The following is a 15852-nucleotide window of genomic DNA, read 5'->3' on the forward strand; positions in this document are numbered from 1 at the left end:
AGTCTGACTCATGATTATATTTTTACAGGTAAAGTCTATCCTGCATTGGACGTGGTTGAAGACGGGCGAGCGGTTTACCTATTGGGTCCAGAGCGAGCCGTACTTAAGTATAATTGTATTCGCCATTGGAAGTCTCGTCTGCGTAAGAGTCTCGCTTTTTTACCCCTCAAAAAATAAATACTGTCTTTTGGATGAGTTTAGTAACTTGTCGAAACTTTCTAAAAGCAAGCTGGTCCCTCAGGTTTATGGGTACGGGTTCCGGCGAGAAATGGGGTTGCTCAAGCACGAGTATCTGGTTATAGAGTACTTTGACGGATCCGTAAGCGTCGATCAGGCGTTGAGGAATAATCAGGTGGCCCCCGAAGTAATTTTGCCCAAGATTTTCGAGCTTTTTGAAAATATGCTGGGTCAGGGTTTTGTACATATGGATCCACACCCTAAAAATATTCTGCTTGCCAAAGATGGAGCTCTTAAGCTCATTGACTTTGAGTGTTGCGCATTCGATGTGTCTGATCGCTCGTTTTGTCTGGCGTTCTGCATGGGGTATTTTTATCACTTCTGGTTTTATCAGTTTATGCGAGAGCAGGAGTATGATCAATTAGCTCGTGAGTTTGCTGGTGCTTCAGTGGTTCCTTTAAATAAAGATTTTTGGACTTATTATAACCATTTTAAGCGATGCAAAGTTTCTCGTTCGTTGCGGTATAAAGTCTTCCTCTCATTAAGCGCTAGGCGGGAGTTTTTGGCTCACTGTATAAAAGTTGCCCGAGATGAGCCTTAGGGATACTAGGTACGTGGTGCTATGAAGATTCTTTTCCTTGTTCAATCTGAGCAGCGCGCCATTTTGGATCGTCTCTATGAGGGTATCCAAAGGAGCTGCGAATGCGACATTCGTTGGTTGGGGCGTGACGATCAGGCCAACCTCCGCCGCTATTTTCGTGACCATGTGGACGTGGCCAGATACGAGCGCATCCTGTTCTTCCTGCGCTTTAAGCAGGAAATTCGCCAAGTGGACTTTATCCGCAGTGTGCCGAATCTGGTGATTCTCGAACATGACGCCTACCAGAACTACATACGCTGCAAGTACACCGGCAAGTTCAGCGCGCACTACCACAAGCTGCCTTGGGCGCGGGTTATCAGCTCTGGATATGTGGTAAGTAAGCGTCTGCGTCAGGAAGGTGTCGATGCCGTGTTCGTGCCCAAAGGCTACGACCAAGCCCTGTTGCGCGACCTTGGATACGAGCGCGATATCGAACTGGGCTTCGTTGGCAGCACGAAAAGCGTCGCCTACAGCGGACGCAAGGCGCTGCTGGACGAGCTCGCAAAGGTCGAGAATCTGGTGGTGACGCGCACCAATTCCGGAGAGGAGTATCTCAACACCCTCAACCGCATCCGTTTTTTCGTCAGCGCTGACGTGGGTATGGGCGAGTATATGATCAAGAACTTCGAGGCCATGGCCTGTGGCTGCGTGCTGCTGGCCTACGATCAGGGCGAGGAGGAAAACCGCGCGCTGGGCTTCGTCGACATGGAAAATTTGGTGCTCTACCGGACGGTCGTCGAGCTGCGTGACAAGCTGGCGCAACTGCGTGCCGATCCGGCTTGGGCAGCGAGGATTGCCGTCAACGGCCGGATGCTGGCCGAATCGCGTTATAGCTTCGCGCGCATCGGCGCCGGAGTCGTGCAGGCCATGCAGGCTCCCTTGCGGTCCGCTCCGACTCCCGGCTGGTTTTGCCGGCTGCGTAATCGTCTGGGCGTCTGAGCATGACCACACCGCGTCTGCTATTTCTTATCCCCTATTTCGGCCGCTGGCCATTCTGGCTGCCGTTTTTCCTGCAGAGCTGCCGTTTCAATCCGGACGTGCAGTGGCTGTTCTTCACTGATTGCGGCACGCCGCCTAATGCGCCCGACAACGTGCGCTTTCGGGCAATGAGTTTTGACGACTATTGCACCACGGTCTCCGCTCGGCTGCGCATCGATTTTCGGCCGCAAAGCCCTTACAAACTTTGCGATTTGAAGCCGGCGCTGGGATATGTGCATGCCGACGAGTTGGTGGGCTTCGACTTCTGGGGGTTCAGCGATATCGACTTGGTGTATGGCGACCTGCGAAGCTATTTCAGCGCCGAGCGGCTGCAGCGTGTCGATTTACTCTCTACCCATGAGCGGCGCATCTCTGGCCATCTGTGCCTGCTGCGCAACAATATTCGGATGTGCGAAGCCTTCATGCAGGTGCCTGGCTGGCAGGCAAAGCTGGCGTCCAGCGAACACAACGCTTTCGACGAAGGGGCGTTTAGTCGGCTGTTCATCCGTCACAAGAGTTGGCCGAAGCCGCTGCGACAGCTGGCTGATGCGTGCAATCCTTGGCGGCGTTGCAGCGAGTTCATCGAAGCCTTCAGTACGCCCAATGGTCGGATTGCCTGGCACGATGGTAGTTTCGATTTTCCACGACGCTGGGTTTGGCAGCATGGGAGACTGCTCAACGACCGAGACGGCGAGCGGGAGTTTCCCTACTTCCACTTCATTGGCTGGAAGTGTGATGCCTGGCCAGCCTATAGCGAAAGTGAGCTGCTCGGCGATGCGACGCTGGCGGTACAGGATGCCTGGAGCATCACTCCTCAGGGTTTTCGAGAGGTTTGAATATTGATCTTTTCCAAGGACAGTAACGTCACTTTGGTGGTGACCAGTTGCGGGCGCTTCGACCTGCTTACTCGGACGTTAGCGAGCTTCGATGCCTTCAATACAACGCCAATCCGCGAGGTGTTCATCACCGAGGATTCGGGTGATAGGGCGGTGGAAGCCTGCATCCCCCACCACTGGCGCGAGCACACCACGTTCTTTGTCAATGTGCCGCGGCTGGGACAGCTGCGATCCATCGATTTGGCATATTCGCACGTAGAGACGCCGTGGGTATTTCACTGCGAAGACGATTGGGCATTCTACCGGCCGGGCTTTATCGAGGAGTCGAGGGTGTTGCTGGAGGCCGATCCGCAGGCTCTGCAGGTCTGGTTGCGCAGTTTTGCTCACGATTTGGCGATTCACAGCCCATACGTCTACCTGGGCGAGCGTCAGGTGATCCAGGGCATTCCTTGCTACCGGGTCGGTTCGCACAAGGAGGATTGGCAGGGGTTCTCCTTCAATCCTGGATTGCGTCGCCTAAACGATTACCAGCAGCATGCTCCCTATGCCCAGCACGCCGGAGAGAAGGACTTGTCGCGGCTTTACGCCGACGAGCAGCGCCATGCGCTGATCCTAGAGAACGACGCCGTGCTGCATACGGGCTTCGGTGAGCATGTCAGCGTGCCGGAGGAGCGGGCCAAGAAGGCTCGGCGCAAGAAGCATGAGCGCATGCGTCTGGCTGTAGCGTTCATCGTGGGGCTTTTGTTTGGAGTTGCGCTGTGAATTTCGTCCAGCATCTGAAGGGGCTACATGAACGGTGCGGCTACTTCACGCTGGCATTGTTGATCTTCATGTCCAGCTTCCTGTTGCTCCCGACCAGCAAGATGGTCAATAACGTCTATTACGTTTTGCTGGCGTTGCCCGCCATGGGGGTCTTGCTGTTACACAAAGGGCGCGATGTGCGGTCGTCACCCGCGCTGTGGCTGTGGGGGGCGCTGTGCGCTTGGTACGTAATGGTGGGCGCTCTCTCGGTCGACGAACAGTATTTCAAACATGTGCTCTATGTTGGCCTATTCGTGCTGTTGGTCAGCCAGTTGGTCGATCCGCAGCTATTGCGTACGCCGCTGTTCTCACGCGGTTTGTTCTGGGTGCTGAGTGTCTACGTGCTGGGCTCGGCAATCATCTACTGGATTACCGGCCGCTACGCGCCGGGCGAGCGGGTGCTTTGGCTGCCGGGGCGGATGACCGGGCCAATCTATACCAGCATGTGGCTGGCCTGCTGTTTCGCCTTGGCGCTGCCGGCCTGGCTCGCTCAGCGTCGCTGGCTGGAGCTGTCCGCTGCTGCGCTGCTGTCAGTATTCTGCATGGCCTATGTGCTGCAGAGTCGTTCCGGGCTGGTGGGCATGCTGGTGCTGGCCGGGCTGTTTGCTTTCTGGCTGTCGTTGAGCCGGGCGCGTTATCTATTGTTGTTGGGTGCCGCCGCGGCATTGTTCGTCGGCTTGACTCTGTTCCTCATGCTTGAAGTGCCCGAAGTGGCTAGCCTGTTCGCCCGTGCCGACTCCGGTCGCTTCGAGCTGTGGCGCATCCTGGTCGGGGAGTGGCGGGAGTGCGGCCTTTGGCTGGGGTGCGGTATGCAATTCGTGACCGAAGCGACTATTCTAGGTGGTTCGCCAATCCAGCATCCGCACAATATCTTTCTAGCACTTGGTCTTTATAGCGGCTTGGGCTCCCTGTTGCTCTTCCTTGCGCTGATGGTGGTGGTGCTTCAGCGCGCCTGGCGGCAACGCGATCCCTGGGGGTTGTACCTTCTGATCGCATTGATCGTGCTGAATTTTGATGGCAGCAAACTGGTTGGCAATCCCGATGAGCTCTGGCTACTGGTCTTGCTACCGATGGCGTTGATCATCAATAGACGTTCAGTCATCGCCTAGCCGCTGCCGCTGCCGGGCGCTTCAATGGCGCGCTAGTCGAGCTGCCTCGCAACTGCTCCACAGCAGTGCGCTATCGAAAGCCAGGTCTTCCTTGCGAAGGTACTTGTCGAAGTGCTCCCGGTTGCGATGAATCAGGCGCTGGCTGAGAGGTTGCCTGCGAAGTTGGAGGTCGGCGATGTCAATCAGGCCGAGCGCACCCTCCGGCGTGCGGACGATGTTTCCCAAGTGTAGGGAGCGGAAGTATACGCCGCTGGCATGCAGATGATTGATGAAGGCCGCCAGCGCCGGCAGTAAGGATTGCCAGAGATTTTCATCATCGCGTAGCAGCTGGGACAGCGTTTCGCCGGGCAGGGGGTTATAGAGCACGGCTGTCCAAGCTGGATTGTCCAGCCGATACAGCACCAACGGTTGCAGCGTCGGTATGCCAAGCGCCTGCAAGGCTGTTGCGTTGATGCAGAAGCGTTGTGAGTGGGGGCGCAACAGCGCTGAGGAAAATAGGCGCTTGCGACGGAAAAGTTTGAGAAGGTTGCCATCGCGCAACTGATAGACCTTGGGGCCGAAACTGTCCCGCTCCAAGATCTGGGCGCCATCGAGCATCTCGGCCAGCCGAGCCGCCGGCAGTGGGGTGAAGGTCAGCACGTGGTGAGATCCTCATCGATTGCATGGCGGCATATCATGCCTGAACTTGACGGGGTGAGGGAAAGGTGCACTCGAGTACGATGGACTAGTGCGTGGCAGGCGGCGGCCGGTCTGGGAATGTTAAGATAACTAATTCAGTTTAGGGCGAGGGCCGCCATGATAGATACACCCAAGCAGGAACAGGCCTCCAGCCTCAATATCTACTTGCGCTTGTTGACTTATGTGAAGCCCTACATCGGCTATTTCTCAATCAGTCTCTTAGGCTTCCTGATCTTCGCCTCTACCCAGCCGATGCTGGGCTATATCCTCAAATTCTTCGTTGATGGCTTGAGCAATCCTGATGTCGGGCTGTTTGCCGGCGTGCCTTGGGTGGTGGAGCATGCGCCATGGTTAGCCGGGCTGAAACTGTTGCAAGCAGTACCATTGCTGATCGTGCTGATCGCCCTCCTGCAAGGCATCGGTTCGTTTCTTGGTAATTTCTTCCTCGCCAAGGTCTCGCTGGGTTTGGTACACGATCTGCGTGTTGCGTTGTTCAACAACCTGCTGACGCTGCCCAATCGCTACTTTGACCGTCACAACTCAGGCCACCTGATCTCGCGAATCACCTACAACGTGACCATGGTCACGGGTGCGGCTACGGACGCGATCAAGGTTGTGGTGCGTGAGGGCATGACGGTGATCTTCCTGTTCGCCACTTTGCTATGGATGAACTGGAAACTCACGCTGGTGATGGTGGCGATCCTGCCGATGATCGGCCTGATGGTGTCGAGTGCCAGCAAAAAATTCCGCAAGCAGAGCAAGAAGATTCAGGTGGCGATGGGGGACGTGACCCATGTGGCCTCCGAGACGATTCAGGGTTACCGGGTCGTGCGAAGCTTTGGGGGGGAGCGCTACGAGCAGGCTCGCTTTCTGGCGTCGAGCCGGGATAACACAGCTAAGCAGCTGCGTATGGTAAAGACCAACGCGGTCTATACGCCCTCTCTGCAATTAGTAATCTACAGCGCCATGGCGTTGCTGATGTTCTTGGTGCTGCTGCTGCGTGGTGATGCGTCCGCAGGTGATCTGGTGGCCTATATCACCCTGGCTGGCCTTCTGCCCAAGCCAATCCGACAGCTGTCTGAAGTCAGCTCGACGATCCAGAAGGGCGTGGCCGGTGCCGAGAGCATTTTTGAACAGTTGGACGAGGTTACCGAACAGGATCACGGTACGGTCGAGCGTGACCGGGTCAGTGGTCGAATCGATGTCAACGAACTGAATTTCGTTTATCCCGGTACTGGCAAACAGGTGTTGCACGACATTAGTTTTTCCGTCGAGCCGGGCCAGATGGTGGCGTTGGTCGGACGTTCGGGCAGTGGGAAGTCTACGTTGGCGAATCTTTTTCCACGTTTCTATCAACACGATCGGGGGCAAATCTTGCTTGATGGCGTCGAGGTGGCAGATTATCGCTTGCGCAACCTGCGCCGTCATATCGCCTTGGTGACGCAGCAAGTGACCCTGTTCAACGATACCGTGGCGAACAATATCGCCTACGGCGATCTAGCCGGCGCGCCGCTGGATGACATCCGCCGTGCCGCGCGCGATGCCTACGCCGACGAGTTCATCGAGCAAATGCCCGATGGCTATCAGACCCAGGTCGGGGAAAACGGCGTGCTGCTGTCAGGTGGACAGCGGCAGCGCCTGGCGATTGCGCGTGCGCTGCTCAAGAATGCCCCGGTACTGATTCTTGACGAAGCGACTTCGGCGCTGGATACCGAGTCCGAGCGGCATATCCAGGGGGCTCTGGACCATGTGATGCAGGGCCGCACCACGCTGGTCATCGCTCACCGCCTGAGCACAATCGAGAAGGCCGATCTGATCCTGGTGATGGAGCAGGGCCGCATCGTCGAGCGTGGCACCCATGCCGAGCTGCTGGCGGCGAACGGTGCCTATGCGAGGCTTCATGCGACGCAGTTCCAGGACGATGTATCGGACGAGCAGGGCGCCTGATGCTGCAGCTTCTGAAAAGCTGGCGTGAGCGCGGCTGGTGCGAGATCGATGCCGACACCTATGCGCAGATCTGGCAGCGCTATGGCGGCAGCGTTGCCACTCACCCAGCCGTCGTCGAGCGCCTGGCCGGTCTTGCGGTTATTCCGGTGCGCTATCTGGCCTGGGAGCGGCAGGGCGAATTGATCGCCGCTATTCCCTGCTGGGGACGCCATCTGGCGCTGTCCAAGGACGTATTGAAAAAGACCGGCAAGCGCGGGCTGTTCGATCTGGGTAATGCCGAGATCATCCTGCCCGTCGCCGAGCAGGCGGCGATTCCGGTCCGCCAGCGCATGCGCTACGTGTCCGAGCTCAATGCTGGCGCGATCAGCACCTTGCGCGAGCAACCGGAGGGGCTGGCGCTAGCGCGCGAACCGGAGGCGTACTCGAAGAAGTTTCGTTACAACCAGCGCCGCGAACAGCGTTTGCTGGAAGAGGCGGGCGGTGCGCTGCGCCCCATGCTCGATTTTTCTGCGGCGGAGCAGGCGGCGATATACGCCGAGTTGTTTCAACGGCGCTGGAATTTCGAGGCGCCGGGCAAGGCGCACCTGCATGAGGTGTTCGAGTTGCTGCGCGAGTTCATGACCGGCTCGGTGGTGTTTCTCGACGAGCAGCCGATCGCCATCCAGGTTCTCTATCGGGTCGAGTCGCCGAAGTGGGTGTCCGTCGAGTACATCAATGGCGGTGTCGACCCGGTGCAGCGGGACTTCAGCCCAGGCAGCGTGCTCAGCTTCGTCAATACCCAGGCAGCCTGGGCCGAGGCGCGGGCGTTGGGCAAACCGCTGCGTTACTCCTTTGGCCGGGCGGATCGTGAGTACAAGGATCGCTGGTGCAACCGAGTGCCGGTCTATCAGGTGTAAGGATGAGTACACGCAAGCAGCAACTGCTCCGTCAGCATCGTCGTAGCAAGCGTATTGTAATGATCGCCGCGTTCGCCGCCCTTCTCGTGGTGGGCATAGTGTTCAGCTTCTGGTGGATACCCATTTTGCTGGTGTTGGGTTGGGTGGCTCACGAGGCCTGGTTCGCCGATCACCTGTTTTACTATCCGGATGAAGACTATCGTTACGATTTCCCTGCCGATGCCCAGCGACTGGTGGGACGTATCGAGAATGGCTGTCTGCAGTTTCCAGGTGAGCTGCCTGATGCAGATACCTTGATTCTCGAAGTGATGCTGCGTGCCACTTGCCTCGGCCGGTTACGTGACCCGCGCGTATATGTCGACAATGATCGCCAGGATTTCGAGCGGGGTGTGCATGGCCGCCGTTACGTGAATCTGTCGGGACAGCTAGATGCACTGCGTGCCGGGACGCTTCGCCTGGATTGCCGCTATTTCCGGCTAGATGCAGATGTTGTGCTGCACGTGATGCGCAATCCTGACTATACGCAACGGCGAATTCTGATTATCGCGCCCCATGCGGACGATGCTGAGCTAGCCGCCTTCGGCGTGTATAGCCGGGCCCGTGAAGTCGCCATCGTTACGTTGACTCAGGGAGAAATCGAGGCGGACAACTATCGTCGACTCGGTCTGGATAGCGCTGCCGCAGCAAGGCTGAAGGGACGACTGCGCTCTTGGGGCAGCCTGGCGGTACCGCTCTGGGGAGGTGTCGCACAGCAATCGTGCATACAGTTGGGCTATTACTGCCTTCAGTTACCGCTTATGGCTGCAGACCCGGAACGAGCCTACGGCTCGCGAGAGTCGGGAGAGTCAGACATCCGTAGTGTGCGCAATCGCAACCACGTGCCTTTGCCTGGGGATGCGAATGGCCAACCCACTTGGGTAAATCTGCAAGCCGATCTGCGTGCGCTGCTGATGCACTTCCGCCCTGATGTAGTGGTGACACCCCACCCGGAGCTCGACCCTCATGCCGACCATGTTGCCGCCACTCAGGCTGTACGGCAGGCGATCGAGGAGGGCGAGTGGAAACCGGAGACGCTGCTGCTTTATGCCAATCACCTGCACGACAATGATCGGTGGCCGATGGGGCCGGCGGAGAATGGGGTCGCTCTGCCACCCGCGATCGAGCCGCTGCCGGCCGATCGCCTATGGAGCCCGACGCTGGATTCCGAGGCTCGGCTGAACAAGGCCATGGCGCTGGCGATGCAGCACGATTTGCAGGTGCCGCTACCCTTGAAAAAACGGCTGCGTCGGCATATCCAGCGGTTGCTCGCCGGTCGCCGCTGGCCGTCCACCGGCGACGACGAGTTTTTCCGCAAGGCCGTTCGCAGGCACGAGCTATTCTGGGTGCGCAAGCTCTAGCAGCGTTGACACGCTGGCCGGACCAGCGCGGGCCGCATGCTATGATCGCCGCCGTTTTCTGTCAGTCATCGGAGCCCCAATGAAGCTGTCCATGCCCCGTTTCGACCAAGCCGCCGTTCTGGTGGTCGGTGACGTCATGCTCGATCGTTACTGGCATGGCGGCACGTCGCGGATCTCGCCTGAGGCGCCGGTACCGGTGGTCAAGGTCGAGCAGATCGAGGATCGGCCCGGTGGGGCGGCCAATGTGGCGCTGAACATCGCGGCACTGGGTGCGCCTGCTGCGCTGGTGGGTGTGACCGGTGAAGATGAAGCGCGCCAGAGCCTGGCCGACAGCCTTGCTGCGGCGGGCGTGCAGGCGCACTTCCAGCGCATCGAGGACCAGCCGACGATCGTCAAGCTGCGGGTGATGAGTCGCCATCAGCAGCTGTTGCGCATGGATTTCGAGGAGCCGTTCAACACCGATCCGGCCGCGTTGCTGGCCGAGGTGGAAGGGCTGCTGGCCGGGGTCAAGGTGCTGGTGCTGTCGGACTATGGCAAGGGCGCGCTGAAGAACCATCAGGCGCTGATCCAGGCGGCGCGGCACCGTGGCATTCCGGTGCTGGCCGACCCCAAGGGCAAGGATTTTGAAATCTACTGCGGCGCTTCGTTGATTACGCCGAACCTGGGCGAGTTCGAGGCGATCGTCGGACATTGTGCCGATGAGGCCGAGTTGGTGAGCAAGGGCGCCGAGCTGATGGCGTCTCTCGACCTTGAGGCTCTGCTGGTCACCCGCGGCGAGCACGGCATGACCCTGCTGCGTCCCGATCAGGCGCCGCTGCACCTGCCGGCTCGTGCCCGTGAAGTGTTCGACGTGACCGGCGCCGGGGATACCGTCATTTCAACTCTGGCGGCAGCCATCGCTGCCGGCGAACAGCTGCCGCAGGCCGTGGCACTGGCCAACCTGGCCGCCGGTATCGTGGTCGGCAAGCTGGGTACCGCCTGTATCAGCGCACCCGAGTTGCGCCGAGCCGTGCAGCGCGAAGAGGGCTCCGAGCGCGGTGTAATGACCGTCGAACAATTGCTCACTGCGGTCGAGGATGCACGGGCAGAGGGCGAGAAAATCGTCTTCACCAATGGCTGTTTCGACATCCTGCACGCTGGCCATGTGACCTATCTGGAACAGGCCCGGACGCAAGGTGACCGTCTGGTCGTGGCAGTCAACGACGACGGCTCGGTCAGCCGCCTGAAGGGGCCGGGGCGGCCGATCAACTCGGTGGATCGCCGCATGGCGGTGCTCGCCGGTCTGGAAGCGGTGGATTGGGTGGTGTGCTTTTCGGAGGACACGCCGGAAAACCTGCTGGCCCAGGTCCGCCCCGATGTGCTGGTCAAGGGCGGCGACTACGGCGTCGCTCAGGTGGTCGGTGCCGAGTTGGTCAAGGCGTACGGTGGCGTGGTGAAGGTGCTGGGGCTGGTGGAAAACAGCTCGACCACAGCCATCGTCGAGAAGATCCGCAGCCGCTGAGTCTATTGGATACGCCTACCGCGTATCGTCAGTAGCTGGATAGCCGCTTTTCGCGGCTACCCACTACGCGTTAACGGGCGGCCGCCATCGGCCGTGCCGCCCACCAATCCCGCCAGCGAACGCGCTCGTCGCGCACCACCCAGCCTTCCTGCGGCGCAAAGCTTTCCGATAGCCACAGGCCGCGAGTGTTCACCGGGCTGAACTGGCCATTGCGCAGTTGCAGCAGCTGATCCTGCGGCTGGCCCTGATGCAGCGGTATCAGGTAGATGTCGGGCCGGCTGCGCTCCAGACGCGCAACAAGTTGACCGTCTTCCAGGCGTTCGTCGACATGAAACAGGCTCAGCTGACGCGCTTCCTTCGGCAGTTCCATGCGCATGTCATAGACCAGCTGCAACGATGCCGTAGGCAGGTGAACATAGGCGCGAGGACGCTCCATCAGCACCATGTTGCCGCACTGCACCGGTCGCGTGGCGCCGGATTGCGAGGCGAGCTTGAAGTGCACCGCCTCGCGGTAGTGCAGGCTGGCCTGGTACGGAGTGGGCAGCCAGGTATCGCCGAAACGCCCGGCTAGCCAGCCTTCAGGAGTTTCCAGCAGGCATTCTTCGGCGATTTCCTGGATGGCGGTGAGTAGCGGAAGGTTCAGCTCATGGGCCGGGATGTAGCCGGAAATCAGCTTGAGGACCACGTCACCACGGTCCGGCCGCTGCTGACGGACCAGTACCCAGTATTCGCGGCCCTGCCAGCTCATGGTCAGACGCACCGAAACGCCGAGATTGGCCAGTTCGATGGCAAAACGGCCCGGATCGGACACCTCCACCGGGCGGCGGCGTTCGATCACTTCGCTGAAGTTCAACGGCCGGCCCAGACTCTGGTAGCTCAGGTGGTCCTGGCTGGCCTCGACGTAGAGCGGCAGGGTCTTGAATGCGGCAGGGCTCTTGCGCACCAGAACTCTTGGCATTCGGTTTCTCCTTGCGGCGAAGAAAGTAACTGCGCGGCATCAGCGTAATGCGCGCCCGCGCAGCGGATGAACGTTGCCGCCAGGACCGCTTCAGTTGCCGGTCAGAACGGCAGCAGCAGTCCGTACGTTAGCCGTCAAATGCTGCGGATTGATAGTGCCGATGATCGCGCCACTGACCCCAGGGTGGCCGAACAGCAACTCGAAGCTGCGGTGCACCGGGTCTTCACCTGGCTTGAGGCAGGCGTGGCCGCTGGCCAGGGCTTTCTTGATCAGGATGCCCTTGCCGTGCGCAGCAGCGTAGTCGAGGACCGGCCGTTCGGCCTGCTCGTTGAGGTTGTAGGTCACCATCGCGCAGTCGCCTTGCTGCAGCGCCAGCAGTCCGCCGTCCACAGTCTTGCCGGAAAGGCCGTAGCCGAGGATCTTGCCCTCGCGCTTGAGCTCGGCGAGGGTCTGGTAGACCTCGGCGTGCTGCAGGATGTCCAGATCGTTGCCGTCGGAATGCACCAGTACCAGCTCGATGCGGTCGGTGCGCAGACGCTTGAGGCTGCGTTCGACCGAAAAGCGCGTATGGGCGGCGGAAAAGTCGAAGCGCGACTGTCCGTTCTCGAACTCCTCTCCGACCTTGCTGACGATCACCCACTCATCGCGCTGGCCGGCGAGCAGAGGGCCCAGCCGCTCTTCGCTGACGCCGTAGGCCGGGGCGGTATCGATCAGGTTGATGCCCAGCCCGCGGGCCAGATTCAGCAGTTGGCGCGCCTGGGCATCGTCGGGAATGGCGAAGCCGCTGGGGTATTTCACGCCTTGGTCGCGGCCCAGCTTCACCGTACCCAGACCCAACGGAGAAATGCGCAGGCCGGTGCTGCCCAGTGGGCGGTGCAGGTCATGCAGCGTCGCGTTCATGGCAGCAGCCCTTCCCAGAACGGCCCGGTCAGCGGCGGACGTGGCAGTTCAGGTAGCGCGGGATGGTTGGCCGGGCGAATGCCGTCGCGGGCGAGGGCGGCTTCGACGCGGTCGGAAAAGTCCGGTGACAGCGCCAGCTTGGTCGGCCAGCCGACCAGCAGGCGGCCCTGCTCGGCGAGAAAGGCGTTGTCCGGACGGGCGAGGGCCGATTGCGCCGGCTCGGCGCGGTCGATGCGTAGCGTGGCCCAGTGCGCTGCGGACAGGTCGATCCAGGGTACCAGCTCGGCCAGTTCCTTCTTCGCCGCGGCGATCTGGCTGGCTTCGTCGCGCGCCACGCCATCGGCTTCGGCCAGATCGCCGCCCAGGTACCAGACCCATTCGCCGTCTGCCGCCGGATGGCTGGTCACGGTGATTCGCGGTTTGGTGCCGCCGCCCAGGCAGTGGGCGTAGAGCGGCTTGAGCGTCGGCGCCTTGACGATGACCATGTGCAGCGGACGGCGCTGCATGGCCGGTTGTTGCAGGCCGAGCGATGCGAGCAGCTCGGCAGTCCCGCCCCCGGCGCTGAATACGATGCGCTGAGCGCGAATTTCGCGACCATCGACGCGCAACCCGACCAGCTCGTTGCCGTCGAGCAGCGGTTCAATCTGCTGGCAGGCCAGCAGGCTGTCGCCAGCCAGCTCGGCCAGGCGGGCGATCAGGCTGGGCACGTCCAGCACCAGCTCGCTGAGCCGATAGACCTTGCCCTTGAACCGTGGATGCTGCAGCGCAGGCGGCAGCTCATCGCCCTTGACCTGGCCGACCCGCGAGCGCACCGCCTTGCTGGCGAAGAAGCTGGTGAGGTTGCCGGCCAGGGTGCCTGGCGACCACAGGTAGTGCGCATCGGACAACAGACGCACGCCGCTGAGATCCAGCTCGCCCTTGCCTGCAAGAGCCTCGCGCCAGCGCCGTGGCATGTCGGCGATGGCTTCGGATGCGCCGGTGAGGGCGCCGCTCAAGGCGTATTTGGTACCGCCATGAATGATGCCTTGGGACTTCACGCTCTGCCCGCCGCCCAGCGTTCCCTTGTCCACCAGCAACGTGGCAAAACCTTGTCGGCGCAGGCGCGCGTTTAGCCACAGGCCGGCGACGCCGCCGCCAACGATCAGGACGTCGGTGCTGAGGGATTCAGGCATGTGCAGACCTTATACGGGGAAACGGACGCGCAGTATAACTGCATGCAGTTCGCGGGGCGCTCAGTGGCCGGTGCTGCCGGAGAAGAGCTGAATGACCGCCACGCCAGCGATGATCAGCGCCATGCCGAGCACCGCCGGCAGGTCCAGGTGCTGGCCATAGATCAGCGCCGCAGCGATGCTGACCAGCACGATGCCCAGGCCCGCCCAGATTGCATAGGCAATCCCCACCGGAATGGTCTTCACCACCAGCGCCAGCATCCAGAACGACAGGCTGTAGCCGCAGATCACCAGCAACAGTGGCAGCGGGCGGCTGAAGCCGGCCAGGGCTTTCATCGAGGTGGTGGCGACCACTTCGGCGCAGATGGCGATGGCCAGGTAAACGTAACCGGACATGGGAAATCCTGATCGTGGACTGGAAGGGTCAACTCCGTTCGGTCGCGTCCTCGCCAACTAGTTCGCCAGCCGTGGCGGTTGTGGCTCGCCGGCAGGCGGCTTGCTAAGCTCCGCGCCCATGAATCGCACCCTCTATACCCTGCTGTTCCATCTCGGCCTGCCGCTGGTATTTCTGCGCCTGCTCTGGCGCGCCTGGCGCGCGCCGGCCTACTCCCGTCGTATCGGCGAACGTTTCGCCTTTGGTTTGCCGCCGCTTCGTCCGGGTGGCATCTGGGTGCATGCGGTGTCGGTCGGCGAGAGCATCGCCGCGGCGCCGATGATCCGCGAACTGATGGCGCGCTATCCGCATCTGCCGATCACCGTCACCTGCATGACCCCGACCGGCTCGGAGCGCATCCAGGCACTGTTCGGCGACAGCGTGCAGCACTGCTATCTGCCCTATGACCTGCCCTGGGCGGCGGCGCGCTTTCTTGAGCGCGCGCGGCCGAAGCTGGCGGTGGTGATGGAGACCGAACTCTGGCCCAACCATATCCATCAGTGTGCACGCCGCGGCATTCCGGTAGCGCTGGCCAATGCGCGCTTGTCCGCGCGATCGGCCCGCGGCTACGCGCGCTTCGCCCGTCTGACTGCGCCGATGCTGGCTAAGCTGAGCCTGATTGCCGTGCAGACCGAAACTGAAGCCGAACGTTTTCGCCAGCTCGGTGCGCGCGATGAGTGCGTCGAGGTGACTGGATCGATCAAGTTCGACCTTACCATCGATCCGGCACTGCTGGAGCGTGCCAGTAAATTGCGCCAGCAGTGGGCGGCGCTGGAACGGCCATTGTGGATCGCCGCCAGTACACACGCCGGAGAGGACGAGATAATTCTGGCTGCGCATCGCCAGCTGCTCGGTGAACACCCGCAGGCGCTGCTGATCCTGGTGCCCAGGCACCCGGAGCGCTTCGCCTCGGTGTACGAGTCGGCGGTCAGGGATGGGTTTGTCGCCGTGCGGCGCTCGACGGGGGAGGTAGTCGACGCCGGCACCCAGGTACTGGTCGGCGACACTATGGGCGAGCTGCTGTTTCTCTACGCACTGGCGGATATCGCCTTCGTTGGCGGCAGTCTGGTGCCCAACGGCGGGCACAACCTCCTCGAGCCCGCAGCGCTGGGCAAGCCGGTGCTCAGCGGCCCGCACCTGTTCAACTTTCTCGAGATATCGGCACAGTTACGCGCTGCTGGCGCCCTGCGTGAAGTGCAGGATGCCGCGCAACTGGCGCAGGTGGTCAGCGAACTCTGGGGCGATCCAGCCGGGGCCCAGGCGATGCGCGATGCCGGTCTCGGCGTGCTCAAGGCCAATCAGGGTGCTCTGGAGCGGTTGCTGGCGGGGTTGGGGCGGCTGCTCGGGTAATTTGGCCGGGCGGATTCGGCGTCAGGCCGCGATGTTCGGCGCGGGATGCTTTTGATGGTTTTCCCGCCCCGGGCAGCTCAAC

At 60.9% G+C, this 15852-nt stretch carries 15 protein-coding genes; 10 read left to right on the top strand and 5 right to left on the bottom strand.

Annotated elements, in window-relative coordinates:
• The first annotated feature begins 10 nt into the window (after window positions 1-10).
• Genes IEG05_RS13885 through IEG05_RS13905 form a run of 5 tightly spaced genes read left to right on the top strand, consistent with a single transcriptional unit; the run spans window position 11 to window position 4541 of the window.
• A complete protein-coding gene (locus IEG05_RS13885) occupies window positions 11-778 on the top strand; it encodes an AarF/UbiB family protein (protein WP_224742826.1) in 768 nt (255 codons plus the stop codon).
• A gap of 21 nt (window positions 779-799) precedes the next feature.
• Complete coding sequence (locus IEG05_RS13890; RefSeq protein ID WP_191122244.1) at window positions 800-1756, top strand: glycosyltransferase family protein; 957 nt, start codon at window positions 800-802, stop codon at window positions 1754-1756.
• A gap of 2 nt (window positions 1757-1758) precedes the next feature.
• The gene (locus tag IEG05_RS13895) at window positions 1759-2631 is read left to right on the top strand and encodes a DUF6625 family protein (RefSeq protein ID WP_048330046.1); all 873 of its coding nucleotides are present in this window, start codon (window positions 1759-1761) and stop codon (window positions 2629-2631) included.
• Window positions 2632-3393: a glycosyltransferase family 2 protein gene (locus tag IEG05_RS13900; RefSeq protein ID WP_181090259.1), complete on the top strand. Its 762-nt coding sequence runs from the start codon at window positions 2632-2634 to the stop codon at window positions 3391-3393.
• Window positions 3390-4541: an O-antigen ligase family protein gene (locus tag IEG05_RS13905; protein WP_181090186.1), complete on the top strand. Its 1152-nt coding sequence runs from the start codon at window positions 3390-3392 to the stop codon at window positions 4539-4541. Before IEG05_RS13900 ends, IEG05_RS13905 begins: the two co-directional genes overlap by 4 nt.
• 21 nt (window positions 4542-4562) lie before the next feature.
• Here IEG05_RS13905 and IEG05_RS13910 read toward each other — a convergent pair whose 3' ends face one another.
• Window positions 4563-5138: a BUD32 family EKC/KEOPS complex subunit gene (locus tag IEG05_RS13910; RefSeq protein WP_181090258.1), complete on the bottom strand. Its 576-nt coding sequence runs from the start codon at window positions 5136-5138 to the stop codon at window positions 4563-4565.
• A gap of 198 nt (window positions 5139-5336) precedes the next feature.
• On the opposite strand from IEG05_RS13910, the gene msbA reads away from it, so the two are divergent.
• From msbA to hldE, 4 genes are all read left to right on the top strand, one after another.
• Entirely contained in the window at window positions 5337-7166 is a 1830-nt protein-coding gene (gene msbA, locus IEG05_RS13915; protein WP_048330043.1) for a lipid A export permease/ATP-binding protein MsbA, read from the top strand.
• The gene (locus IEG05_RS13920; RefSeq protein WP_191122245.1) at window positions 7166-8062 is read left to right on the top strand and encodes a GNAT family N-acetyltransferase; all 897 of its coding nucleotides are present in this window, start codon (window positions 7166-7168) and stop codon (window positions 8060-8062) included. Before msbA ends, IEG05_RS13920 begins: the two co-directional genes overlap by 1 nt.
• Before the next feature lie 2 nt (window positions 8063-8064).
• Window positions 8065-9459, top strand: a complete 1395-nt coding sequence (locus IEG05_RS13925) for a PIG-L deacetylase family protein (protein WP_191122246.1) — start codon at window positions 8065-8067, stop codon at window positions 9457-9459.
• A 79-nt stretch (window positions 9460-9538) separates the two neighbouring features.
• The gene (gene hldE, locus IEG05_RS13930) at window positions 9539-10960 is read left to right on the top strand and encodes a bifunctional D-glycero-beta-D-manno-heptose-7-phosphate kinase/D-glycero-beta-D-manno-heptose 1-phosphate adenylyltransferase HldE (protein ID WP_191122247.1); all 1422 of its coding nucleotides are present in this window, start codon (window positions 9539-9541) and stop codon (window positions 10958-10960) included.
• Window positions 10961-11030: 70 nt separating this feature from the next.
• On the opposite strand, the gene IEG05_RS13935 is transcribed toward hldE, so the two are convergent.
• From IEG05_RS13935 to IEG05_RS13950, 4 genes are all read right to left on the bottom strand, one after another.
• Window positions 11031-11918, bottom strand: a complete 888-nt coding sequence (locus tag IEG05_RS13935) for a metal ABC transporter ATPase (protein WP_191122248.1) — start codon at window positions 11916-11918, stop codon at window positions 11031-11033.
• 90 nt (window positions 11919-12008) lie between these two features.
• Window positions 12009-12818 carry an aldo/keto reductase gene (locus IEG05_RS13940; protein WP_191122249.1) on the bottom strand — a complete coding sequence of 270 codons (810 nt, stop codon included), beginning with the start codon at window positions 12816-12818 and terminating at the stop codon, window positions 12009-12011.
• A complete protein-coding gene (locus tag IEG05_RS13945) occupies window positions 12815-13990 on the bottom strand; it encodes an NAD(P)/FAD-dependent oxidoreductase (protein ID WP_191122250.1) in 1176 nt (391 codons plus the stop codon). Before IEG05_RS13945 ends, IEG05_RS13940 begins: the two co-directional genes overlap by 4 nt.
• 60 nt (window positions 13991-14050) lie before the next feature.
• Window positions 14051-14383, bottom strand: a complete 333-nt coding sequence (locus IEG05_RS13950; RefSeq protein WP_038656415.1) for a DMT family transporter — start codon at window positions 14381-14383, stop codon at window positions 14051-14053.
• A 118-nt stretch (window positions 14384-14501) separates the two neighbouring features.
• Here IEG05_RS13950 and waaA point away from each other — a divergent pair, with 118 nt between their 5' ends.
• Entirely contained in the window at window positions 14502-15770 is a 1269-nt protein-coding gene (gene waaA / locus IEG05_RS13955) for a lipid IV(A) 3-deoxy-D-manno-octulosonic acid transferase (RefSeq protein ID WP_102832205.1), read from the top strand.
• Window positions 15771-15852 lie beyond the last annotated feature (82 nt).

The sequence above is a fragment of the Stutzerimonas kunmingensis genome (genome assembly GCF_014764705.1).
In the GTDB taxonomy this organism is placed as follows: Bacteria; Pseudomonadota; Gammaproteobacteria; order Pseudomonadales; family Pseudomonadaceae; genus Stutzerimonas.